Genomic DNA, 22,803 nt, shown 5'->3' with positions numbered 1-22,803 from the left:
TATCAGCCACTGGAATGCGCGGACGGCTCGCGACCCGGGTCTGAGAGAATTGAGCCCGTGATCTCCCGAATCGATCTGCGCGGCGACGCCCTTCCCGAGGGCCCCGCCCTGCGTGACCTGCTGCCCCGAGCCGAGTTCGACGTTCAGGCCGCCCTGGAGAAGGTGCGTCCGATCTGCGAGGCCGTGCATCATCGGGGCGACGCGGCGCTGATCGACTTCGCCGAGAAGTTCGACGGCGTCAGGCTCGACCAGGTGCGGGTGGCGCCCGCGGCGCTCAGCCGCGCGCTGGAGGAACTCGACCCGGCCGTGCGCGCGGCCCTGGAGGAGTCCATCCGCCGCGCCCGGCTCGTCCACCGCGAGCAGCGCCGTACGACGCACACCACCCAGGTCGTGCCCGGCGGCTCGGTCACCGAGAAGTGGGTGCCGGTCGAGCGGGTCGGGCTCTACGCGCCCGGCGGCCGCTCGGTGTACCCGTCCTCCGTGGTCATGAACGTCGTGCCCGCCCAGGAGGCCGGCGTCGAGTCGATCGCCCTGGCCTCGCCCGCCCAGGCCGAGTTCAACGGCCTGCCGCACCCGACGATCCTCGCCGCGTGCGCGCTGCTCAGCGTCGACGAGGTGTACGCGGCCGGCGGTGCGACGGCCGTCGCGATGTTCGCGTACGGCACCGAGTCCTGCCCGCCCGCCAACATGGTCACCGGCCCCGGCAACATCTGGGTCGCCGCGGCCAAGCGCTACTTCACCGGCAAGATCGGCATCGACGCCGAGGCGGGCCCGACCGAGATCGCGATCCTGGCCGACTCCACCGCCGACCCGGTGCACGTCGCCTCCGACCTGATCAGCCAGGCCGAGCACGACCCGCTCGCCGCGGCCGTCCTCGTCACCGACTCCGTGGAGCTCGCGGACGCGGTGGAGAAGGAGCTGGAGCCGCAGGTCGCGGCCACCAAGCACATCGACGACCGGATCGTCCCGGCCCTCAAGGGCAAGCAGTCCGCGATCGTCCTGGTCGACGGCGTGGACGAGGGCCTGCGGGTCGTCGATGCGTACGGCGCCGAGCACCTGGAGATCCAGACGGCCGACGCGGCCGCCGTGGCCGACCGGGTGCGCAACGCCGGCGCGATCTTCATCGGCCCCTGGGCGCCGGTCTCGCTCGGCGACTACGCCGCGGGCTCCAACCACGTGCTGCCGACCGGCGGCTGCGCCTGCCACTCCTCCGGGCTGTCCGTGCAGTCGTTCCTGCGGGGCATCCACATCGTCGACTACACCAAGGACGCGCTGGCCGAGGTCGCGCATCACGTGGTCACGCTGGCGGAGGCGGAGGACCTGCCGGCGCACGGTGCGGCCGTCAAGGCTCGGTTCGGTTGGAAGGTTCCTGAAGGCAAGTGACTGGCATCGACGATCTCCCCGTACGGGACGAGCTGCGCGGCAAGTCCCCCTATGGCGCGCCCCAACTCGACGTCCCCGTACGGCTGAACACCAACGAGAACCCCTACCCGCTGCCCGAGCCCCTCGTCGAGCGCATCGCCGAGCGGGTCCGCGAGGCGGCCCGGAACCTCAACCGCTACCCGGACCGGGACGCGGTCGAGCTGCGCACCCAGCTCGCCAAGTACCTGACGGACACGTCCGGTTACGAGGTGGGCCTCGCGAACGTGTGGGCGGCCAACGGGTCCAACGAGGTCATCCAGCAGCTGCTGCAGACCTTCGGCGGACCGGGCCGTACGGCCATCGGCTTCGAGCCGTCGTACTCGATGCACGGCCTCATCGCGCGCGGCACGGGCACCGGATGGATCTCCGGACCCCGCAACGACGACTTCACGATCGACCTCGCCGCCGCCCAGAAGGCGATCGCCGAGAACCGGCCGGACGTCGTCTTCATCACCACGCCCAACAACCCCACCGGCAACGCGGTCCCGCCCGAGACGGTCCTCGCCCTGTACGAGGCCGCGCAGGCCGCCAAGCCCTCGATGGTGGTGGTCGACGAGGCGTACATCGAGTTCAGCCACGGCGACTCGCTGCTGCCGCTGCTCGAAGGCCGGCCGAATCTGGTCGTCTCCCGGACGATGTCGAAGGCCTTCGGCGCGGCCGGCCTGCGCCTCGGCTATCTCGCCGCGCACCCGGCGGTGGTGGACGCCGTCCAGCTCGTACGGCTGCCGTACCACCTGTCGGCCGTCACCCAGGCGACCGCCCTGGCCGCCCTCGAACACACCGACACGCTGCTGAAGTACGTCGAGCAGCTGAAGGCGGAGCGGGACCGGCTGGTGAGCGAACTGGTCGCCATCGGCTACGACGTCACGGCGTCGGACGCCAACTTCGTGCAGTTCGGACGGTTCGACGACGCGCACGCCGTCTGGCAGAAGATCCTCGACCGGGGCGTCCTGGTCCGGGACAACGGCGTGCCCGGATGGCTGCGCGTGACCGCCGGAACCCCCGAAGAGAACGACGCGTTCCTCGACGCGGTACGTGAACTGAAGAAGGAGCAGAGCGCATGAACCGCGTAGGACGCGTGGAGCGGGTGACCAAGGAGACCTCGGTCCTCGTCGAGATAAACCTGGACGGCACGGGCCAGGTCGATGTGTCGACCGGCGTCGGCTTCTACGACCACATGCTCGACCAGCTCGGCCGGCACGGTCTGTTTGACCTGACCGTGAAGACCGAGGGCGACCTGCACATCGACTCCCACCACACCATCGAGGACACCGCCCTCGCGCTGGGCGCCGCCTTCAAACAGGCGCTCGGCGACAAGGTGGGGATTTATCGATTCGGCAACTGCACGGTTCCCCTTGACGAATCGCTGGCCCAGGTGACGGTCGACCTCAGCGGCCGCCCGTACCTCGTGCACACCGAGCCCGAGAACATGGCGCCGATGATCGGCGAGTACGACACCACGATGACCCGGCACATCCTGGAGTCCTTCGTCGCCCAGGCGCAGATCGCGCTGCACGTGCACGTGCCGTACGGGCGCAACGCCCACCACATCGTGGAGTGCCAGTTCAAGGCGCTGGCGCGGGCCCTGCGGTACGCCTCCGAGCGGGACCCGCGCGCGGCCGGCATCCTTCCCTCCACGAAGGGTGCGCTGTAAAGCCATGAACGGTCTGTCGACCCTGCTGATCGTCGTCGGCCTCTTCCTGGTCGGCGGCATCTACTCCTTCGTCAAGCAGCAGATGCCGAAGGGCCTCATCGTGCTGCTCTCGATAGGCGCCGCGATGTGTCTCGTCGCGGGCGTCCTGAGGCTGGAGGTGTGGAATTGACCGAGTCCAAAAAGGTCGTGGTCTTCGACTACGGCTTCGGCAACGTCCGCTCCGCCGAACGCGCCCTCGCGCGCGCGGGAGCCGACGTCGAGATCACCCGTGACTTCGACAGGGCCATGAACGCCGACGGCCTGCTGGTGCCGGGCGTCGGCGCCTTCGCCGCCTGCATGCAGGGGCTCACGGAGGCCCGCGGCGACTGGATCATCGACCGCCGGCTGTCCGGCGGACGTCCCGTGATGGGCATCTGCGTCGGTATGCAGATCCTGTTCGCGCGCGGCATCGAGCACGGCGTCGAGACCGAGGGCCTCGGCGAGTGGCCCGGCTCGGTCGAGCCGTTGCAGGCCGACATCGTGCCCCACATGGGCTGGAACACCGTGGACGTGGCGGCCGGCTCCGAGCTGTTCGCCGGCCTGGACGCGGACGCGCGCTTCTACTTCGTGCACTCCTACGCCGTCCACGACTGGAATCTGGAGACGCACAACCCGGCGATGACCGCTCCCAAGGTCACCTGGGCGACGCACGGCAAGCCCTTCGTGGCCGCCGTGGAGAACGGCGCCCTGTGGGCCACCCAGTTCCACCCCGAGAAGTCCGGCGACGCCGGAGCGCAGCTGCTCACCAACTGGATCGGAACCCTGTAGAGACATGGCCAAGCTCGAACTCCTCCCCGCCGTCGACGTCCGCGACGGCCAGGCCGTCCGCCTCGTGCACGGCGAGTCCGGCACCGAGACCTCCTACGGTTCCCCGCTGGAGGCCGCCCTGGCCTGGCAGCGGGCGGGCGCCGAGTGGCTGCACCTGGTCGACCTGGACGCCGCGTTCGGCACCGGCGACAACCGGGAGCTGATCGCCGAGGTCACCAAGGCGATGGACATCAAGGTCGAGCTGTCCGGCGGCATCCGCGACGACGCCTCCCTGGCCGCCGCCCTCGCCACCGGCTGCACGCGCGTGAACCTCGGCACGGCCGCCCTGGAGACCCCCGAGTGGGTCGCCAAGGTCATCGCCGAGCACGGCGACAAGATCGCCGTAGGCCTCGACGTACGCGGCACCACCCTGCGCGGCCGCGGCTGGACCCGCGACGGCGGCGACCTCTACGAGACGCTGGAGCGCCTCAACAAGGAGGGCTGCGCCCGCTACGTCGTCACGGACATCGCCAAGGACGGCACCCTCCAGGGCCCGAACCTGGAGCTGCTGAAGAACGTCTGCGCGGCGACGGACCGTCCGGTCGTCGCCTCCGGCGGCGTCTCGTCCCTGGACGACCTGCGGGCCATCGCCGAGCTGGTGCCCCTCGGTGTCGAGGGCTCCATCGTCGGGAAGGCCCTGTACGCGAAGGCGTTCACCCTGGAAGAGGCCCTGGAGGCGGTAGCCCGGTGAGCGGCGTACGACGCGTCACGACGGGTGCGCCCTGGGAGGAGGACTTCGGCTACTCCCGGGCGGTCGAGCTGCCGAACGGCCTGGTGCTGGTCTCCGGCTGCACGTCCATAGTCGACGGCCAGATCGCCGGAGGCGGTCCGTACGAGCAGACGGTCAACGCCTTCAACGTCGCCTTCGCGGCGCTGGAGCAGGTGGGCCTCGGCCGCGACGACGTCGTACGTACGCGCATGTACATCACCCACGCCCGGGACGTGGACGAGGTCGGACGCGCTCACAAGGAGCTGTTCGACGCCGTCCGGCCCGCCACATCCATGATCATCGTCTCCGGCTTCGTGGACCCCAGCCTGGTCGTCGAGGTCGAGGTGGAGGCGTACCGAGAGGCACCCGAGTCATGACCCTGGCCGTTCGAGTCATCCCTTGCCTGGACGTGGACAACGGCCGGGTCGTCAAGGGCGTCAACTTCCAGAACCTGCGCGACGCGGGCGATCCCGTCGAGATGGCCAAGGTGTACGACGCCGAGGGCGCCGACGAGCTGACGTTCCTGGACATCACCGCCTCGTCGGGCAACCGCGAGACGACGTACGACGTGGTGCGCCGCACCGCCGAGCAGGTGTTCATCCCGCTGACGGTCGGCGGCGGCGTCCGTACGGCCGAGGACGTGGACCGGCTGCTGCGCGCGGGCGCGGACAAGGTGGGCGTCAACACCGCCGCCATCGCCCGCCCCGACCTGATCCGCGAGATCGCCGAGCGGTTCGGGCGGCAGGTGCTGGTGCTGTCGGTCGACGCGCGGCGCACTCCGGAAGGCACCTTCGAGGTCACCACCCACGGCGGCCGCAAGGGCACCGGCATCGACGCCGTCGAGTGGGCGCACCGGGCCGCGGAGCTGGGCGCGGGAGAGATCCTGCTCAACTCGATGGACGCGGACGGCACGAAGGACGGCTACGACCTGGAGATGATCCGGGCGGTACGCAAGCACGTGACGATCCCGGTGATCGCCTCCGGCGGCGCCGGCAAGCTCGACGACTTCCCGCCGGCCGTCGGGGCGGGGGCGGACGCGGTGCTCGCTGCCTCCGTGTTCCACTTCGGGGATCTGCGGATCGGCGAGGTGAAGGAGACCCTGCGGGCGGCGGGGCACGCCGTCCGCTAGCGGGGCGTGGCCCGGTCAGCCCCGGTCGACCGGCGACTGATCATCGCGCGCTCGGCGACCGCGTCCCAGCTGGCCGACCAGGTCGACGAGGCCGTCTCGCTGGTCAGCTACCACCTGCGCAAGCTCGCCGAGCACGGGCTGATCGAGGAGGCCGAAACGCAGAGCGCGGACGGCCGGGAGCGCTGGTGGCAGCCCGCCTCCGACGGGATCTCCATCCGCGACGAGGACTTCCGGGACGCGCCGGAGAAGGCCGCCGCGCACACCGCGGCCAGCCGGCTCTTCTTCGAGCAGCGCGCCGACATGTACCGCCGCTACCTGGACGAGCGCCCCCACTGGGGCGACGCGTGGACCACGGCCTCCGACTCCGCCGAGTGGCTGCTCAGACTCACCGCGGATGAGCTCTCGGAGCTGTCCAAGGAGATGTACGCCCTCGTCCGCAAGTACGAGGAGCGTGGCCGGGCCGCCGACGCATCCGGCGACACCGAGGGCCGCGAGAACGTCGCGGTGCACACGTACGGCTTCCCGTTCCGCTTCTGAGAGGAACAGCACCCGTGACCGTCACGCTCACAGGCCCTGCCGTCGCCGCCGAGCGGCCCGCCCACCGCGACCCCAACGTACTGCGCTGGCTCACCGCGTACACCGCCTCCATGGTCGGCGACAACATCTACTACCTGGCCCTGTCCTGGGCGGCCGTACAGGCCGGGACGCCCGCGCAGGCGGGCCTGGTGATGACGGTGAGCGCTGTGCCGCGGGCCCTGCTGATGCTGGGCGGGGGAGTGATCGCCGACCGGTTCGGCCCGCGCAGGGTGGTCATCGGCAGTGACGCCGTGCGCTGCGTGGCCGTCCTGGCCGTGGCCGCGCTGCTCTTCCTCACCGACCCTGGGCTGTGGCCGCTGGCCGTCCTCGCCGTGGTCTTCGGCACGGTCGACGCCGTGTTCATGCCCGCCGTGGGCGCCCTCCCCGCGCGCGTGACGAGCCGGGCCCAGCTGGCGCGCGTGCAGGGCATGCGCGGGCTCGGGATCCGGTTCGCGAGTGTCGTCGGCGGCCCGCTCGGCGGCCTCGGCGTGGCCATGGGCGGTGCCGCGGCGGCCTTCGGGCTGGCGGGGCTGCTGATAGCGGTGTCCATGCCGCTGCTGGTCTCCGTACGGGTACGTGAACTGCCCCCGACGACAAGGCGAGCCCCGCCGCCGAAACGGCCTGGCGCGATCTGGTGGTCGGCCTGCGCTACATCCGCCGGCACCGTGTCCTCGCCCCGCTGATGATCGCCATCGCCCTCGGAGACCTCGGCTTCGTCGGCCCCTTGAACGTGGGACTGGCGCTGCTGGCCGACCAGCGCGGCTGGGGCGCCGCCGGGATGGGCTGGGTGCTCGCCGGCTTCGGCGTCGGCGCGGGGGCCGCCTCGCTGCTGCTTACCGTGCGGGGGCGGCTACCGTACGCCGGTCATGTCGCCGCGTACGCGATCCTGGCGGGCGCGGTCGCGATCGGCGCCCTCGCCTACGCCCCCGCCGTCGCCGTGGCGGTCGGCGTGGCCGTGCTGATCGGGGTGCTCGCCGGACTCAGCGGCGCCCTGTGCGCGGCCCTGCTGCAGACCCAGTCCGACCCCGCCTACCTCGGTCGCGTCTCCGCCGTCGCGAGTCTGGCCAGCCTCGGCCTCGCCCCGCTCAGCATGCCGCTGGCCGCCATGGCGATCGAGGCGTGGGGCACAGGTCCGGTCTTCGTCGTCAGCGCGGCGGTCTGCGGTCTCGGCGGCGTCGTCGCCCTTGCCGCCCGTCCCCTCCGCCGCGCCGAACTGCCTCGCTGACCGCCCCTCAGATGCCCAGCTGCTTCGTCTCGTGCAGCTTGGCGATCGCGTCCTTGTCGCCGTCCAGCTCCACCTTGGCGGCGCTCTGCCGGCCGTAGGCGAACAGCAGCAGCTCCGACGGCTCGCCGGTCACCGTGACCACCGGCGTGCCGCGGTGGGCGACCGCCGTCTGGCCGTTCGGGCGGCGCAGCACCAGGCCCGTGGGGGCGCTGCGGCCCACGAGACGGGCGGAGCGCTCGAAACGGGACCACAGAGCGTCCTGGAACACCGGGTCGAGCTCGCGGGGCGTCCAGTCCGGCTGGGCGCGGCGGACGTCCTCGGTGTGGACATAGAACTCGATCGTGTTCGACGCCTCGTCGATCTGCTTGAGCTGGAACGGCGAGAAGCGCGGCGGGCCGGTGCGGATGAGCTGGATCAGCTCCTCGTACGGCTTGGCCGCGAACTCCTCCATCGCCTTGTCCAGGCGCGGCGCGAGCTGCTTGATCAGCAGGCCGGCGGCGGCGTCGGGGCGGCGCTCGCGCACCACGACGTGCGCGGCGAGATCACGGGTCGTCCAGCCCTCGCAGAGGGTGGGGGCGTCGGGGCCCTCGGCCTCCAAGAGGTCGGCCAGGAGAAGTCGTTCACGCTTGGCGAAGGTCGACATGGAGTCAGCCTACGACCGCCCATGAGGTCCGCCCAATGGACAGTCACGCAGCGTTGTCAGTGGCGCGCGGCACAATGGCATCCATGACCACCAGCACGCCCCGTCAGCCCAGCCGGCTGGACCCCGAGATCGCCGCGCGCCTGAAGCGCAGCGCGGACGGGCTCCTCCCCGCCATCGCCCAGCAGTACGACACCGGAGAGGTGCTGATGCTCGGCTGGATGGACGACGAGGCCCTGCATCGCACGCTCACCACCGGCCGCTGCACCTACTGGTCCCGCAGCCGCCAGGAGTACTGGGTCAAGGGCGACACGTCCGGCCACTTCCAGTGGGTCAAGTCGGTGGCCCTGGACTGCGACGCCGACACCGTGCTCGTCAAGGTCGACCAGGTCGGCGCCGCCTGCCACACGGGCGCGCGCACCTGCTTCGACGTCGATGTGCTGCTCAGGGAGACCGAGGGCGCCGATTCCGGCGTACCGGTCTCGGATCAGTAAGGTCAGCCGCCATGGACCTCGAGACGTTCCGCAAGCTGGCCACCGACCGCCGGGTCATTCCGGTCACCCGCAAGCTCCTCGCCGACGGCGACACCCCGGTCGCGCTCTACCGCAAGCTCGCCGCCGAGCGCCCCGGCACGTTCCTGCTGGAGTCCGCGGAAAACGGCCGTTCGTGGTCCCGCTACTCATTCGTGGGCGTACGTTCGTCGGCGACCCTCACCGAGCGGGACGGCCAGGCCCACTGGCTCGGCGCCCCGCCCGTCGGCGTCCCCGTCGAGGGCGACCCGCTCGCCGCCCTCCGCGCCACCATCGAGGCCCTGCACACCCCGCGCGACCTCGCCCACGACCTGAACCTGCCGCCCTTCACCGGCGGCATGGTCGGCTATCTCGGCTACGACATCGTGCGCCGCCTGGAGAAGATCGGCCCCGGCGAGCGGGACGACCTGGGACTGCCCGAGCTGACCATGCTGCTCACCAGTGACCTCGCCGTCATGGACCACTGGGAGGGCTCCGTCCTGCTGATCGCCAACGCGATCAACCACAACGACCTCGACACCGGCGTCGACGAGGCCTACGCGGACGCCGTCGCCCGCCTCGATGCCATGGAGGCCGACCTGTCGCGCGCGGTCGCCCAGCCCCCGGCGGTGCTCCCGCCCTCCGAACTCCCGGAGTACACGGCCCTGTGGGGCGGCGAGGACTTCCAGGAGGCCGTCGAGGACATCAAGGAGCGCATCCGGGCCGGGGAGGCCTTCCAGGTGGTCCCCTCCCAGCGCTTCGAAACCCCGTGCACGGCAAGCGCGTTGGACGTCTACCGGGTCCTCAGGGCGACCAATCCCTCCCCGTACATGTACCTGTTCCGCTTCGACGGCTTCGACGTCGTCGGCTCCTCGCCGGAAGCCCTGGTGAAGGTCGAGGACGGACAGGCGATGGTCCACCCCATCGCCGGGACCAGGTGGCGGGGCGCCACGCCGCAGGAGGACCAGGCCCTCGCCGACGAACTGCTCGCCGACCCCAAGGAGCGCGCCGAGCACCTCATGCTGGTCGACCTGGGCCGCAACGACCTGGGGCGGGTCTGCGAGCCGGGTTCGGTCGAGGTCGTCGACTTCATGTCCATCGAGCGGTACTCCCATGTGATGCACATCGTCTCGACGGTGACGGGACGGGTCGCGCCGGGACGCACCGCCTTCGACGTCCTGACGGCCTGCTTCCCGGCCGGCACCCTCTCCGGCGCCCCCAAGCCCCGCGCGATGCAGATCATCGACGAACTCGAGCCGTCCCGGCGCGGGTTGTACGGCGGCTGCGTCGGCTATCTCGACTTCGCGGGCGACTCCGACACCGCCATCGCGATCCGTACGGCCCTGCTGCGGGACGGCACGGCGTACGTCCAGGCCGGCGCGGGCATCGTCGCCGACTCGGACCCGGTCGCCGAGGACACCGAGTGCCGGAACAAGGCGGCCGCGGTCCTCCGGGCGGTCCACACGGCGAACCGGCTCGGGTGACCGCGAGAGCCTGGCGCCCGGTTCACATGACCGCGCGCGCCCGGCTCGGGTGAACCCGGGTGGCCGTTCTCACCGAACCCCGGGTGACTGATCGTTCCGGGTTCGGGTGATAGTGGAGTACGTGACTGCTGTACCTCACCTCCGTTCCGAAGCCCCCGGTTCCGCCCGGGCCGGCCGTATGAGCCTCGCCGTCGCCCTGCTGTGCGGGGCGCTCGGCGCGGCCGTGGCGCTGCTCGCCACCCGGCAGCGCTGGTCGGAGGGCACCGTGACGGTGGCCGGCGGCCCGTTCCCCCTGATCGCCAAGGGCAGCGACGTCACGGGCGTCCCCGCGGCCCTGGCCATAGTGGGGCTCGCCGCGCTGGTCGCCGTCTTCGCCGTCCGCCGGGCCGGCCGCTTCATGGTCGCCGCCCTGCTCGCGCTCTCCGGCGCCGGCACCGTCGCGGCCGCCCTGCTCGGCGCCTCCGACAGCTCCGCGCTCGACGAAAAGGCCGCGCAGGCCTCCGGCGACACCTCGGCCACCGTCCAGGCCCTCACCCACACCGCGTGGCCGTATGTCGCGGCCGTGGGCGGCGTCCTGATCCTGCTCGCCGGACTGCTGGCCCTGCGCTACGGCCGCCTGTGGCCCGGCATGTCCGGCCGCTACGAGCGCGGCGGCGCACCCCGGCCGCGCCGCAGGGCCCCGGCCACCGACCCCGACCGCCCCGAGGAACTCTGGAAGGCCCTCGACCGCGGCGAGGACCCGACCGGAACATAGCCCCGGCCTCCGCGTCGTGACCCCCGATCACCGCACCCGCACGCGTGCGGGACAATGACAGCGAGCGACCGGCTCACCCACGTACAACACGTACACAGCAACGAGGAGCAAGCAATGGCGGGCAGCAGCCACGGTCACACCCCGGCCGCCTGGACCGGTGTCACGATCGCCTTCATCGGTTTCTGCGTGGCGGGCGCCTTCATGGTGATGGACCAGCCCGCAGGCTTCTGGGGCGGCATGGGCCTCGTGGTCGTCGGCGGCATCGTCGGCTGGGTCATGAGCGCGATGGGCATGGGTCAGCCGAAGGACGCGCACAAGGCGCTGCTCACGACCCAGGAGCGCGAGACGGCCGGCGCCGAGAGCTGAGACGCGCAGCACCTCGCTGAGGGGCGACCCGGCGCCGATGGGTGCCGGGGGACGCCCCTCACGCGCGTACGGGGGCACAATGCGAGACGTGAACGCCGACAGCCAGGAGCCGACCGACAGCCGCGGGGCGACGCAGCCCGGCACCGGCGCCGTCCTGGGGCGACTGGCCGTCCCGGCGGGGGTGCTCGCCGCCGTCGCCGGCGCCTTCGCGTACGTGGGGGCCGTGGACCCGAACGAGCCCGGCCACTATCCCGCCTGTCCGCTCCTGCAGTACACCGGCCTCTACTGCCCTGGCTGCGGCGGACTGCGCAGCGCGCACGCCGTCGTCCACGGGGACCTCGCGGCGGCACTCCAGGACAACGCGCTCGCCGTCGTCGGCTATGCGCTCTTCGCCGTGGTGTGGACCGTCTGGGTGATCCGGTCGGTACGAGGGCGGCCGCTCAGGCTCGATCTGTCGTCGGCGCAGCTGTGGGCGGCGGGGGCGTTGCTGCTGGTCTTCACCGTTGTCCGGAACCTGCCGTTCGGTGGCTGGCTGCATCCTTGATCAACTGAGGAATGTCCAGGTAGTGGGACCGCCGTCAACCGGATGCGAGGCCTACGCCCTCCTCCGGATACCATCGCAGTGACCACCTGTTTTCACCGGTCGCTGGAACTGTCAACCGTCTGGAAGGGGGCCGCTCGCGTGAGTGTGCTCGACGAGATCATCGACGGAGTCCGTGCCGACCTCGCGGAGCGGCAGGCGCGCGTCAGCCTCGACGAGCTCAAGGAGCGCGCGGCGAAGGCTCCCGCGGCCAAGGACGGGGTCGCCGCGCTCAAGGGCGACGGCGTCAAGGTCATCTGCGAGGTCAAGCGCTCCAGCCCCTCCAAGGGCGCGCTGGCCGCGATCGCCGACCCGGCCGGGCTCGCCGCGGACTACGAGGCGGGCGGCGCGGCCGTCATCTCCGTACTGACGGAACAGCGGCGCTTCGGCGGCTCGCTGGCCGACCTGGAGGCGGTCCGCGCGCGCGTGGACATCCCGGTCCTGCGCAAGGACTTCATCGTCACGTCGTACCAGCTGTGGGAGGCCCGGGCGTACGGCGCCGACCTCGCCCTGCTGATCGTCGCGGCCCTCGACCAGTCCGCACTGGAGTCGCTGATCGAGCGGGCGGTGTCCATCGGCCTCACGCCCCTCGTGGAGGTGCACGACGAGGACGAGGTCGAGCGCGCCGTGGACGCGGGCGCGAAGATCATCGGTGTCAACGCGCGGAACCTGAAGACCCTGGAGGTCGACCGCGGGACGTTCGAGCGCGTAGCGCCCGAGATCCCCGCCGGCCTGGTCAAGGTGGCCGAGTCGGGCGTCCGCGGCCCGCACGACCTCATCGCGTACGCCAACGCCGGCGCCGACGCGGTCCTGGTAGGCGAGTCCCTGGTCACCGGCAAGGACCCGAAGACGGCGGTCGCCGACCTGGTGGCGGCGGGCGAGCACCCCGCATTGCGGCACGGGCGCGGCTGATCACCCGCTAGGCTTACCCCGATGACTCTCCCGACCACCCTGACGACCCGGGACCCGTACGCCCGCCTCGCGCGCGGCTGCCGGCCCCGAGGTTGCCGCGCGCCCGCGCGCAGGGTCCACGGGCGGAGGGTCAGGTACGTCATCGGAGACGAACCTGGGCAGGTCAACGGCCGTCGATGGCAGCGCGCCCCTTAGGGGCGCGGGGAACTGCGCGACAAGCCACAGCCGGCCGTCAGCCGACTGACGAAGCCCCGCCCCCACGGCGATTAGTGCACTCAACACAACTCACCGTGAGGTATCCGCATGCCCAGCGACTTCTTCATCCCCGACCCGGAGGGTCAAGTCCCCAGCGCCGAAGGCTACTTCGGCGCGTTCGGCGGCAAGTTCATCCCGGAGGCCCTCGTCGCCGCCGTGGACGAGGTGGCCGTCGAGTACGACAAGGCCAAGCACGACCCCGAGTTCGCCCGCGAGCTCGACGACCTGCTGGTCAACTACACCGGCCGCCCCAGCTCCCTCACCGAGGTGCCTCGTTTCGCCGAGCACGCCGGAGGCTGCCGCGTCTTCCTCAAGCGCGAGGACCTCAACCACACCGGCTCCCACAAGATCAACAACGTGCTCGGCCAGGCCCTGCTCACCAAGCGCATGGGCAAGACCCGCGTCATCGCCGAGACCGGCGCCGGCCAGCACGGTGTCGCGACGGCGACGGCCTGCGCGCTGTTCGGCCTCGAGTGCACGATCTACATGGGCGAGATCGACACCCAGCGCCAGGCCCTCAACGTGGCCCGGATGCGGATGCTCGGCGCCGAGGTCATCGCCGTGAAGTCGGGCTCACGCACCCTCAAGGACGCCATCAACGAGGCGTTCCGCGACTGGGTCGCCAACGTCGACCACACCCACTACCTCTTCGGCACGGTCGCCGGCCCGCACCCCTTCCCCGCCATGGTCCGCGACTTCCACCGCGTGATCGGCGTCGAGGCCCGCCGCCAGCTGCTGGAGCGCGCCGGACGTCTCCCCGACGCCGCCATCGCCTGCGTCGGCGGCGGCTCCAACGCCATCGGGCTCTTCCACGCCTTCATCCCCGACACGGACGTACGCCTCATCGGCTGCGAGCCCGCGGGGCACGGCGTGGAGACCGGCGAGCACGCGGCGACCCTGACCGCGGGCGAGCCCGGCATCCTGCACGGCTCGCGCTCCTACGTCCTGCAGGACGACGAGGGCCAGATCACCGAGCCGTACTCGATCTCGGCCGGTCTGGACTACCCGGGCATCGGCCCCGAGCACTCCTACCTCAAGGACACCGGCCGCGGCGAGTATCGCGCGATCACCGACGACGCGGCCATGCAGGCCCTGCGCCTGCTGTCACGGACCGAAGGCATCATCCCGGCGATCGAGAGCGCGCACGCCCTCGCGGGCGCGCTGGAGGTCGGCCGTGAGCTGGGCAGGGACGGCCTGATCGTGGTCAACCTGTCCGGCCGCGGCGACAAGGACATGGACACGGCCGCCCGTTACTTCGGCCTGTACGACACCGATGCCGAGGTCGCCGCCGACGCAAACGGCGGTGCCGCCGAGATCCAGGGGGACGCCAAGTGAGCGGGAACATCCAGCTGCTGACCGACACCCTCGCCGGCGCCAAGGCCGAGGGCCGCTCCGCGCTCATCGCCTACCTCCCGGCCGGGTTCCCGACCGTGGACGGCGGCATCGAGGCGATCAAGGCCGCCCTCGACGGCGGCGCCGACGTCATGGAGGTGGGTCTGCCGCACAGCGACCCCGTCCTCGACGGCCCCGTCATCCAGACCGCCGACGACATCGCCCTGCGGGGCGGGGTCAGGATCGCGGACGTGATGCGCACGGTCCGCGAGGCGTACGAGGCCACCGGCAAGCCGATCCTCGTCATGACGTACTGGAACCCCATCGACCGCTACGGCGTCGAGCGCTTCACCGCCGAGCTCGCCGAGGCGGGCGGCGCCGGGTGCATCCTGCCCGACCTGCCGGTCCAGGAGTCGGCCCTGTGGAGGGAGCACGCCGAGAAGCACGGGCTCGCGACGGTCTTCGTCGTGGCGCCCAGCAGCAAGGACGAGCGGCTCGCGCAGATCACCGCGGCCGGCAGCGGCTTCGTCTACGCCGCCTCGCTGATGGGCGTCACGGGGACCCGCGAGTCCGTCGGCGCGCAGGCCCAGGACCTGGTCGGGCGCACCCGGGCCACCGGCACCGACTTGCCCGTCTGCGTCGGCCTCGGCGTCTCCAACGCCGAGCAGGCCGCCGAGGTCGCCGGCTTCGCCGACGGCGTGATCGTCGGCTCGGCCTTCGTCAAGCGGATGCTGGACGCGCCGGACGACGCGGCCGGTGTCGAGGCCGTGCGCACGCTCGCCGGTGAGCTGGCGAAGGGCGTGCGCGAGCAGGCGTAACACATCCGTACATATCGGATGTTTTCTACTGGTCACTCGAACGGGTGGACCTGAGGCCGGGGAGGCGCGCTGCGCCTCCCCGGTTCGTTCTGCGGGTGTGAGCGAAAAGAATCGTGAGGGAAAGCGGACCGCCAGGGAGCGGCTGGCGGTCGAGCGTGAGAAGCAGAAGGCCGCCGACAAGCGGCGCCGTGCGCTGATCGTCGGCACCAGCGTGGTCTGCGTCCTGGGACTCGCGGCGGTGATCGGAATCGTCGCGGCGAACGCCGGCAAGGACAGCGGCAGTGACTCCGCGGGGCCGGTCGTGGGGCCCTCGGGGGCGCAGGGCAAGGACGGCCTCGCGATCCCGGTGGGCCAGGAGAGCGCCAAGTCGACGCTCACGGTCTGGGAGGACTTCCGCTGCCCGGCCTGCAAGTCCTTCGAGGACGCGTACCGATCGACCATCCATGAGCTGACGGACTCCGGCAAGCTCAAGGTCGAGTACCACCTGGCGACGATCATCGACGGCAACATGGGCGGCACCGGCTCCCGCAACGCCGCCAACGCCGCGGCCTGCGCCCAGGACGCCGGGAAGTTCACGCCGTACCACGACGTGCTGTACCAGAACCAGCCGCCGGAGGTCGACGACGCCTTCGCCAAGAACAGCAAGCTGCTGGAGCTCGCCGCCAAGGTGAAGGGCCTGGACACGCCCGCCTTCCGCACCTGCGTCGAGGACGGCACGCACAACAGCTGGGTCAACAAGTCCAACGAGGCGTTCCAGAAGGGCGGTTTCAGCGGGACGCCGACGGTGCTGCTGAACGGCACGAACATCTACCAGGACCAGACGATGACCCCGGCGAAGCTGAAGCAGATGGTGGAGGAGGCCGCCAAGGGATGAGCTCCGGCGGGCAGGGCCTGCTCAGGGAGCTGCCTGTTATGGACCCGTAGCCGGGCTGCCTGCCATCGGTGCCGCCCGGCAGGGTAGCGTCGACCTTGCCATGGAACTTGCCTACATTCCCAGCCCGTCGCGCGGGGTGATCCACCTCGGCCCCATTCCGCTGCGCGGCTACGCCTTCTGCATCATCATCGGTGTCTTCGTAGCCGTCTGGCTCGGCAACAAACGCTGGATCGCCCGGGGCGGGCGGGCCGGCACGGTGGCCGACATCGCGGTCTGGGCCGTCCCGTTCGGCCTCATCGGCGGCCGGCTCTACCACGTGATCACGGACTACGAGCTGTACTTCAGCGAGGGCCGTGACTGGGTGGACGCCTTCAAGATCTGGGAGGGCGGCCTCGGCATCTGGGGCGCGATCGCGCTCGGCGCGCTGGGTGCCTGGATCGGCTGCCGGCGCCGCGGCATCCCGCTGCCGGCTTACGCCGACGCCGTGGCGCCCGGCATCGCCTTCGCGCAGGCGATCGGACGCTGGGGCAACTGGTTCAACCAGGAGCTGTACGGGCGGGAGACGGATCTTCCGTGGGCCCTGCACATCACCTCCTCGGTGGACGGCCGGGAGCCGGGGTACTACCACCCGACGTTCCTGTACGAGTCGCTGTGGTGCATCGGGGTCGCGCTGCTGGTGATCTGGGCCGACCGCCGCTTCAAGCTGGGGCACGGGCGGGCGTTCGCGCTGTACGTCGCCGCGTACTGCGCCGGCCGTGCCTGGATCGAGTACATGCGGGTCGACGACGCCCACCACATCCTGGGCGTGCGGCTGAACGTCTGGACCGCGCTGATCGTGTTCCTGCTGGCGGTGATCTACCTCGTGGTGTCGGCGAAGAAGCGGCCGGGTCGGGAAGCCGTGGTGGAGCCGGGTGCCTCTGGCGGTGAAACCGACGGTGACGAGGCCTCCGGCGGTGAGGCCGACGGCGATACAGAGGCCGACGTCGAGGGCGACACCAAGGATGACGTCAAGGACGGGGCCGGGTCGACGACGAAGAAGACGTGAGGCTTGGTTCTACGGCTATGAGGGCGCTCGGAGTTGGTCCGGGCGCCCTCGCTGTGTGTGAGCGGTGAGTTCCGGTGAGTCAGGCACCGCCGGAATGCGCCGTGGGGGTGCTCGCCGTTGCGACGGAAAAGAACATGGTCAGCGCCGGCGGCCCAGGCACAGGGTTCGCTGGGCTGCCGTCACCACCGCCGCGTCGATGAAGGTTCCGTCCTGCAGGGCCTGGGCGCCGTGTTCTGTGGCCGCCGCCTTGATGATCCTTTCCGCCTGTTCCAGTTCCTCCTCCGTGGGCAGGTAGGCCTGTTCGATCACCGGGAGCTGGCGGGGGTGGATGGCCGCCCGGCCCAGGAAGCCGAGGGCGCGGCCGTGGGCGCAGGACGCGGCCAGGCCCTCCAGGTCGCGGATGTCCGGGTGGACGGACTGGGGTGGAGGGGGCAGTCCCGCTGCTCTGGCCGCTACGACGACGCGCGAGCGGGACCAGTCGAGGCCCGCGTCCTCCCGTACGCCCAGGTCGGCCCGTAGATCCGCCTCGCCCAGGGAAATGCCGCGCAGGGTGGGATGGGCGGAGGCGATCGCGTAGGCGTGTTCGATGCCGACGGCTGTTTCGAGGAGGGCGTACAGCGGGGGTGTTCTGCCCAGGGTCTCCACGAGGCAGGTGATCTGCTCGGCCGACGTCACCTTGGGGAGGCGGAGGCCGGAGACACCCGGCAGGGGTGCCACCGCCCACAGGTCCGCCGGCGCCAGCGGACCGTCCAGGGCGTTCACCCGGACGTGGACGGGCACCGGTTGCGGCTGGGAGAGAAGTTCGGCGGTGGCCTCACGGGCGTACTCCTTGCGGTGAGGGGCGACCGCGTCCTCCAGGTCGATCACGACGACGTCCGCTCCGGAGACCAGCGCCTTCGCCACCACCGCCGGCCGGTCGCCCGGAGCGTACAGCCAGGTGAGGGGGCAGGCCGTCACAGGGCGCCCTCCTCGCGCAGGGCCGCCAGGTCGGTGGGGGTCAGGCCCAGGCCGGTGAGGATCTCCTCGGTGTCCGCGCCGTGCGGGCGGCCTGCCCAGCGGATCGTGCCGGGGGTGGCGGAGAGCCGGAAGAGGACGTTCTGCATGCGCAGCGGGCCCAGTTCGGGGTCGTCCACGGTGGTGATCGTGTCGAGGGCCGCGTACTGCGGGTCCGTCATCACGTCGCGGACGTCCTGGATCGGGGCCACCGCCGCCTCCGCCTTCTCGAAGGCCGCGAGGACGTCGGCGCGGGTGTGGCGGGCGATCCAGTCGCCGACCGCCCGGTCGAGGACGTCGGCGTGGCGGGCCCGGTCGGCGCCCGTCGCGAACCAGGGCTCGTCGATCAGGTCGGGGCGCCCCACGAGATGCATCACGCGCTCGGCGATCGACTGGGCGGAGGTGGAGACGGCAACCCAGGTGCCGTCCGCGGTGCGGTAGGTGTTGCGCGGGGCGTTGTTGGCGGAGCGGTTGCCGGTGCGCTGCTGCACGTAGCCCAGTTGGTCGTACCAGGTCGGCTGAGGGCCGAGCGCCAGCAGCATCGGTTCGATGAGGGCCATGTCGACGACCTGGCCCTCGCCGGTGCGCTCGCGGGCGGCCAATGCCGTCATCACCGCGTAGGCGGTCGCGAGGGCCGCGATCGAGTCGGCCAGGCCGAACGGCGGGAGCGTCGGGGGCGCGTCCGGTTCGCCGGTGAGCGCGGCGAAGCCGCTCATCGCCTCGGCGAGGGTGCCGAAGCCGGGGCGGTGGGCGTAGGGGCCGAACTGGCCGAAGCCGGTGACGCGGGTGAGGACCAGGCGGGGGTTGGCGGCGGAGAGTTCCTGCCAGCCGAGGTCCCACTTCTCCAGGGTGCCGGGGCGGAAGTTCTCGATGACGACGTCCGCGGTCGCGGCCAGGCGCAGGAGGGTGGCACGGCCTCCGGGCTTGGAGAGGTTCAGGGTGATCGTGCGCTTGTTGCGGCCCAGCACCTTCCACCACAGGCCCACGCCGTCCTTCGACGGGCCGTGGCCGCGGGAGGGGTCCGGTTTCTCGGGGTGCTCGACCTTGACGACCTCCGCGCCGAAGTCGCCGAGCATCGTGGCGGCGAGGGGGCCGGCGAAGAGGGTGGCGAGGTCGAGGACGCGGAGGCCGGTCAGGGGACCGGGGGGACGGGGCCGGGTGTCGGGCGCGGTCATGAGGCGTACTGCTTCTCGATCTCGGGGCGGTACGGCATCGATGCCGAGGCGCCCTCCCGCTGGACCGACAGTGCGGCCGCTGCCGCCGCCCAGGCCAGCGCTTCCCGCATCGGCCGGCCCTCGCCCAGGGCCACCGCGAGGGCACCGACGAAGGTGTCGCCGGCACCGGTGGTGTCGACGGGCGTGACCTGCGGGGCGGGGACGGTGAGGGGTTCGGCGCCGCGGGCGACGTACAGGCTGCCGGCCGCGCCCAGGGTGACGACCACCTCGGGCACCAGGTCGAGCAGCCCGATGGCCGCCTCGCGGGGGTCGGTGCGGCCGGTGAGGGTGGTGGCCTCGCTCTCGTTGGGGACCAACAGGTCGACGGCGACGAGGAGTTCGTCCGGGAGCGGCTTGGCGGGGGACGGGGTGAGGACCGTACGGACGCCGTGGCGGCGGGCCGCCTGGGCGCCGGCGACGACCGCGGGAAGCGGGATCTCCAGTTGGAGCAGCAGGATGTCGGCGGAGGCGATGACGCCCTCGTCGCCGGGGCTCAGGTGGTCGACCGTGCCGTTCGCGCCGGGGATCACGACGATGGCGTTGCCTCCCTCGTCGTCCACCACGATGTGCGCGGTGCCGGAGGGTCCCTCGACCGTGCGGAGGTCGTCGGTGTCCACGCCGGAGTGTTCGAGGGTGGAGCGCAGGTGGGTGCCGAAGGCGTCGTTGCCGACGGCGCCGATCATCAGGACGTCGCCGCCCGCGCGGGCTGCCGCGATCGCCTGGTTGGCGCCTTTGCCGCCGGGGATCGTACGGAACTCCCGTCCCGTCACGGTCTCGCCGCGCTGTGGGGCCTTTTCGACGTAGGTGACGAGGTCCATGTTCGTGCTGCCGAGCACGACGATGTCGGTCATGGGCGAGTGGCCTCCCAGTGGGTGTGTCGGTGAGCGGGGTCGTGTGTGAGCTCGTGGGTGAGTTCGCGGGTGAGTTGGGCCAGCGTGTCGAAGCCGGTGCCGTTGAAGTCGGCGACGGAGGTGGCGAGGCGGTTCTTGAGCGGGGCCGTCCAGCGGTCGGGGAGGGCGGTGGGGGTGCCGGCGAGGAGGGCGGCGATGCTGCCCGCGGTCGCGCCGTTGGAGTCGGTGTCCCAACCGCCCGATACCGCGCGGCAGATGGAGCCTGTGAAGTCGCCTTCCGCGTGGGTGAGGGCGGCGGCGATCATGGCCGTGTTGGGGATTGCGTGGACCCAGTGGTGGGTGGGGGAGTAGGTGGCGTGCAGTGCGTCGACGATCGTGTCGAAGTCCTCGTGGGCCTTTGCCAGTTGGATGGCGTGGCGGATGGCCCGGGACAGGCGGGAGTCCGGGGGGATCACCGTGAGACCGGTGTTCAGGCAGGTGTGGATGGCGTGGGGGCCGCTCGCTGTGGCTGCCCGTGCGATGACCGCCGCCGTGAACATCGCCGCGTAGACGCCGTTGGCGGTGTGGGTGAGGGTGGCGTCCCGGTGGGCCTGTTCGGCTGCGGCGGCCGGGTTGCCGGGGTTGGTCCAGCCGTGGACGTCCGCGCGGATCAGGGCGCCGATCCATTCGCGGAAGGGGTTGCGGTGGCGGGCCGTGTGTGGGGGTTCGATGCCGAGGAGGAGGTTGCGGTGGGCGATGCGCTCGGCTGTGAAGGTGCGGCCGGGTGGGAGTTCGTCCAGCCAGAGGCGGGCCACGTCGGTGGTGGTGAAGGTTTTGCCGTGGCGCTGGAGCAGGAGGAGGTTGAGGAGGGGGTAGTTGAGGTCGTCGTCCTCGGGCATGCCGTCGATGTTCTCGGCGAGGGAGGTGTTCGCCGAGCGGCGGTTCCAGGGGTGGGCGGTGAGGAGGTCTGCGGGGACTCCCTTGGCTGTGAAGTACGTGGTGAGGGGCCAGTTGCCGGTCGATTTGGCCAGTTGGCGGATGGCTTCGAGGGGGAGCTTTTCTACGGGTTTGCCCAGGAGGCAGCCGATGGCGCGGCCGAGCCAGGCGGCTTCGTAGCCGGCTGGCGTGGGGGTTGTGGTGGGGCTGGAGACGCTCGCCGGCGCTTGCCGGGTGCTGCTCTCAGGTTGTGACGGCCAGTTCGGGCAGAGGGACTTGATCTCCTCCAGGTCCGTCGGCTCGTCGTCCTTCAAGCGGCTGGGTAGGTCCGCCAGCTCATCCAGCAAGTCCTCTGCCAGTTGGCGCAGATACCTGGACGCAGGTTCTGGTGATGCGCCCGCGCGCAGGGGGGCCTCCGAGCCGCCCGCCGCCTTCCACCTCTCCGCGATCCTCGACGGCTCCCGGCCGTCCAGCGCCGCCTGGCGGAGTTCGTGGCCCAGGAGGTCCTCCGGCTGGACCCAGGTCAGTCGGAGCATCCTCGGCCCTCCAGTGCGGTGAAGGCCGCTTCGTGCGCTCGGCGGCGGTGTACGTCCCGTTCGTGGATCTCCCTCGTCACCTCGGTCAGCGTGCGGGGCGGTTCCCACAGGTCCAGGCGGCTGGCCTCCGCGACCGTCTTCGACCAGTCCTCCGGGACCGGTGAACCCAGGGCGCCGGCCAGGGCACCTGCCATCGTGGCGATCGAGTCGCAGTCGCGGCCGTAGTTCACCGCGCCGAGGACCGACGCGCGGTAGTCGCCGTTCGCCACCACCAGCATCCCCAGCGCGATGGGGAGTTCCTCGATGGCGTGGAGGCGGGAGGGGCGGCGGGCGCCGAGGGAGGGCCGGCGGTAGTCGGGGCCCACCGTGTCGTACGGGGTCACCGCCGCACGGAGCGGGGCCAGCGCCGACTCGAAGTCCGTGTAGCGGCTCGCCGCCTCGCAGACCTCCTCGATCGCCGCCCTCGTGCCGTCCTTCGCCAGGGACAGACAGGCCGAGACGATCGAGTCCGGGGTCGCCCCGGGGGTGCACGCCGCCGCCACCGCCGCCGCGAAGACACCCGCGGCCTCGCGGCCGTACGACGACTGGTGGGCGCCCGCGATGTCCAGCGCCTCGGCGTACGCGGCCCTCGGGTCGGCCGCGTTGACCAGGCCGACCGGGGCCATGTACATCGCCGCACCGCAGTTGACGATGTTGCCGACGCCCGCCTCGCGGGGGTCCACGTGGCCGTAGTGGAGGCGGGTCACCAGCCATTTCTCGGCCAGGAAGACGCGGTGGAGGGGCAGGGCCTCCGTCTCCAGTTCCGGGATCCAGCGCGGGTTCGTCATCAGGTCCGGGACCAGATGGTCGGCGATCGCGTACGCGTCGAGGTGGTCGCGGACCGTCGCGTAGACACGGACCAGTGCGTGGGTCATCAACGTGTCGTCCGTGACGTGGCCGTCGCCCTTGTGGTACGGCGCGATGGGGCGGGCCGTGCGCCAGGCGTCCCCGTTCCAGGGGCCGACGATGCCGTGGACGCGGCCGCCGTGGCGCTGAAGGATCTGGTCGGGGGAGTAGCCCTCCACCGGGCCGCCGAGGGCGTCGCCGACCGCCGCGCCGACCAGGGCGCCGGTGATCCGCTCGTCGAGACGCGGGCCACTGCTTTCTTCTGCTTTGGGCGTCATG

General features: G+C 71.5%; 26 protein-coding genes and 1 pseudogene. 21 read left to right on the top strand and 6 right to left on the bottom strand.

What is annotated here, in order from left to right:
* The first annotated feature begins 57 nt into the window (after positions 1 to 57).
* From hisD to ACQEV2_RS10705, 10 genes and pseudogenes are all read left to right on the top strand, one after another.
* Positions 58 to 1,383: a histidinol dehydrogenase gene (gene hisD / locus ACQEV2_RS10750; protein ID WP_433039016.1), complete on the top strand. Its 1,326-nt coding sequence runs from the start codon at positions 58 to 60 to the stop codon at positions 1,381 to 1,383.
* Entirely contained in the window at positions 1,380 to 2,486 is a 1,107-nt protein-coding gene (locus ACQEV2_RS10745) for a histidinol-phosphate transaminase (RefSeq protein ID WP_433039014.1), read from the top strand. Before hisD ends, ACQEV2_RS10745 begins: the two co-directional genes overlap by 4 nt.
* A complete protein-coding gene (gene hisB, locus ACQEV2_RS10740; protein ID WP_037889654.1) occupies positions 2,483 to 3,076 on the top strand; it encodes an imidazoleglycerol-phosphate dehydratase HisB in 594 nt (197 codons plus the stop codon). Before ACQEV2_RS10745 ends, hisB begins: the two co-directional genes overlap by 4 nt.
* A gap of 4 nt (positions 3,077 to 3,080) precedes the next feature.
* Positions 3,081 to 3,245, top strand: coding sequence for a hypothetical protein (locus ACQEV2_RS10735; RefSeq protein ID WP_031483405.1), 165 nt, complete (start codon positions 3,081 to 3,083; stop codon positions 3,243 to 3,245).
* Positions 3,242 to 3,883 carry an imidazole glycerol phosphate synthase subunit HisH gene (gene hisH / locus ACQEV2_RS10730; protein ID WP_433039011.1) on the top strand — a complete coding sequence of 214 codons (642 nt, stop codon included), beginning with the start codon at positions 3,242 to 3,244 and terminating at the stop codon, positions 3,881 to 3,883. Before ACQEV2_RS10735 ends, hisH begins: the two co-directional genes overlap by 4 nt.
* Before the next feature lie 4 nt (positions 3,884 to 3,887).
* Positions 3,888 to 4,613: a bifunctional 1-(5-phosphoribosyl)-5-((5-phosphoribosylamino)methylideneamino)imidazole-4-carboxamide isomerase/phosphoribosylanthranilate isomerase PriA gene (gene priA, locus ACQEV2_RS10725; RefSeq protein ID WP_433039010.1), complete on the top strand. Its 726-nt coding sequence runs from the start codon at positions 3,888 to 3,890 to the stop codon at positions 4,611 to 4,613.
* Positions 4,610 to 5,008 (top strand): RidA family protein, encoded by a 399-nt coding sequence (locus ACQEV2_RS10720; protein WP_433039008.1) that lies wholly within the window; start codon positions 4,610 to 4,612, stop codon positions 5,006 to 5,008. Before priA ends, ACQEV2_RS10720 begins: the two co-directional genes overlap by 4 nt.
* Positions 5,005 to 5,760 (top strand): imidazole glycerol phosphate synthase subunit HisF, encoded by a 756-nt coding sequence (hisF, locus tag ACQEV2_RS10715; protein ID WP_433039007.1) that lies wholly within the window; start codon positions 5,005 to 5,007, stop codon positions 5,758 to 5,760. Before ACQEV2_RS10720 ends, hisF begins: the two co-directional genes overlap by 4 nt.
* A 6-nt stretch (positions 5,761 to 5,766) precedes the next feature.
* Positions 5,767 to 6,297: a helix-turn-helix domain-containing protein gene (locus ACQEV2_RS10710; RefSeq protein WP_433039005.1), complete on the top strand. Its 531-nt coding sequence runs from the start codon at positions 5,767 to 5,769 to the stop codon at positions 6,295 to 6,297.
* Between the two features lie 14 nt (positions 6,298 to 6,311).
* Positions 6,312 to 7,561 (top strand): annotated as a pseudogene (locus tag ACQEV2_RS10705) (MFS transporter).
* Between the two features lie 7 nt (positions 7,562 to 7,568).
* Here the strand turns inward: ACQEV2_RS10705 and ACQEV2_RS10700 are convergent.
* Positions 7,569 to 8,204, bottom strand: coding sequence for a TIGR03085 family metal-binding protein (locus ACQEV2_RS10700; RefSeq protein ID WP_433039003.1), 636 nt, complete (start codon positions 8,202 to 8,204; stop codon positions 7,569 to 7,571).
* Positions 8,205 to 8,278: 74 nt separating this feature from the next.
* Between ACQEV2_RS10700 and hisI the strand changes: the two genes are divergently transcribed.
* From hisI to lgt, 11 genes are all read left to right on the top strand, one after another.
* Positions 8,279 to 8,695, top strand: coding sequence for a phosphoribosyl-AMP cyclohydrolase (gene hisI / locus ACQEV2_RS10695; RefSeq protein ID WP_433039001.1), 417 nt, complete (start codon positions 8,279 to 8,281; stop codon positions 8,693 to 8,695).
* A gap of 11 nt (positions 8,696 to 8,706) precedes the next feature.
* Complete coding sequence (locus ACQEV2_RS10690) at positions 8,707 to 10,194, top strand: anthranilate synthase component I (RefSeq protein WP_433038999.1); 1,488 nt, start codon at positions 8,707 to 8,709, stop codon at positions 10,192 to 10,194.
* Positions 10,195 to 10,306: 112 nt separating this feature from the next.
* Positions 10,307 to 10,948, top strand: a complete 642-nt coding sequence (locus ACQEV2_RS10685; RefSeq protein WP_433038998.1) for a TIGR02234 family membrane protein — start codon at positions 10,307 to 10,309, stop codon at positions 10,946 to 10,948.
* A 114-nt stretch (positions 10,949 to 11,062) separates the two neighbouring features.
* Positions 11,063 to 11,314 carry an HGxxPAAW family protein gene (locus tag ACQEV2_RS10680; RefSeq protein ID WP_433038996.1) on the top strand — a complete coding sequence of 84 codons (252 nt, stop codon included), beginning with the start codon at positions 11,063 to 11,065 and terminating at the stop codon, positions 11,312 to 11,314.
* A gap of 79 nt (positions 11,315 to 11,393) precedes the next feature.
* Complete coding sequence (locus ACQEV2_RS10675; protein WP_433038994.1) at positions 11,394 to 11,858, top strand: DUF2752 domain-containing protein; 465 nt, start codon at positions 11,394 to 11,396, stop codon at positions 11,856 to 11,858.
* Positions 11,859 to 11,996: 138 nt separating this feature from the next.
* The gene (gene trpC / locus ACQEV2_RS10670) at positions 11,997 to 12,806 is read left to right on the top strand and encodes an indole-3-glycerol phosphate synthase TrpC (RefSeq protein WP_128429144.1); all 810 of its coding nucleotides are present in this window, start codon (positions 11,997 to 11,999) and stop codon (positions 12,804 to 12,806) included.
* A gap of 21 nt (positions 12,807 to 12,827) precedes the next feature.
* The gene (gene trpM / locus ACQEV2_RS10665; RefSeq protein WP_367669387.1) at positions 12,828 to 13,001 is read left to right on the top strand and encodes a tryptophan biosynthesis modulator TrpM; all 174 of its coding nucleotides are present in this window, start codon (positions 12,828 to 12,830) and stop codon (positions 12,999 to 13,001) included.
* A 108-nt stretch (positions 13,002 to 13,109) separates the two neighbouring features.
* Positions 13,110 to 14,396 (top strand): tryptophan synthase subunit beta, encoded by a 1,287-nt coding sequence (trpB, locus tag ACQEV2_RS10660; protein ID WP_433038992.1) that lies wholly within the window; start codon positions 13,110 to 13,112, stop codon positions 14,394 to 14,396.
* Positions 14,393 to 15,211, top strand: a complete 819-nt coding sequence (gene trpA, locus ACQEV2_RS10655; RefSeq protein WP_433038990.1) for a tryptophan synthase subunit alpha — start codon at positions 14,393 to 14,395, stop codon at positions 15,209 to 15,211. The genes trpB and trpA overlap by 4 nt, the downstream gene beginning before the upstream one ends.
* Before the next feature lie 97 nt (positions 15,212 to 15,308).
* Entirely contained in the window at positions 15,309 to 16,085 is a 777-nt protein-coding gene (locus ACQEV2_RS10650) for a DsbA family protein (RefSeq protein ID WP_433038988.1), read from the top strand.
* Between the two features lie 100 nt (positions 16,086 to 16,185).
* Positions 16,186 to 17,130, top strand: a complete 945-nt coding sequence (lgt, locus tag ACQEV2_RS10645) for a prolipoprotein diacylglyceryl transferase (protein ID WP_433038986.1) — start codon at positions 16,186 to 16,188, stop codon at positions 17,128 to 17,130.
* 138 nt (positions 17,131 to 17,268) lie between these two features.
* On the opposite strand, the gene ACQEV2_RS10640 is transcribed toward lgt, so the two are convergent.
* From ACQEV2_RS10640 to ACQEV2_RS10620, 5 genes are read right to left on the bottom strand one after another with little or no spacing between them, the layout of a single operon-like run.
* Positions 17,269 to 18,087 (bottom strand): HpcH/HpaI aldolase/citrate lyase family protein, encoded by an 819-nt coding sequence (locus ACQEV2_RS10640; protein ID WP_433038984.1) that lies wholly within the window; start codon positions 18,085 to 18,087, stop codon positions 17,269 to 17,271.
* A complete protein-coding gene (locus ACQEV2_RS10635) occupies positions 18,084 to 19,298 on the bottom strand; it encodes a CaiB/BaiF CoA transferase family protein (protein WP_433038982.1) in 1,215 nt (404 codons plus the stop codon). Before ACQEV2_RS10635 ends, ACQEV2_RS10640 begins: the two co-directional genes overlap by 4 nt.
* Positions 19,295 to 20,188: a ribokinase gene (rbsK, locus tag ACQEV2_RS10630; RefSeq protein WP_433038980.1), complete on the bottom strand. Its 894-nt coding sequence runs from the start codon at positions 20,186 to 20,188 to the stop codon at positions 19,295 to 19,297. Before rbsK ends, ACQEV2_RS10635 begins: the two co-directional genes overlap by 4 nt.
* On the bottom strand, positions 20,185 to 21,639 hold the full coding sequence (locus ACQEV2_RS10625; RefSeq protein ID WP_433038978.1) for an ADP-ribosylglycohydrolase family protein: 1,455 nt from the start codon (positions 21,637 to 21,639) through the stop codon (positions 20,185 to 20,187). Before ACQEV2_RS10625 ends, rbsK begins: the two co-directional genes overlap by 4 nt.
* Positions 21,627 to 22,802 (bottom strand): ADP-ribosylglycohydrolase family protein, encoded by a 1,176-nt coding sequence (locus tag ACQEV2_RS10620; RefSeq protein ID WP_433038976.1) that lies wholly within the window; start codon positions 22,800 to 22,802, stop codon positions 21,627 to 21,629. The genes ACQEV2_RS10625 and ACQEV2_RS10620 overlap by 13 nt, the downstream gene beginning before the upstream one ends.
* Between the last annotated feature and the right edge of the window lies 1 nt (position 22,803).

Origin of the sequence: Streptomyces sp. CA-251387 (assembly GCF_050936625.1) — a bacterium.
Taxonomy (GTDB): Bacteria; Actinomycetota; Actinomycetes; order Streptomycetales; family Streptomycetaceae; genus Streptomyces.
This window is presented reverse-complemented; position numbering and strand designations above follow the sequence as displayed.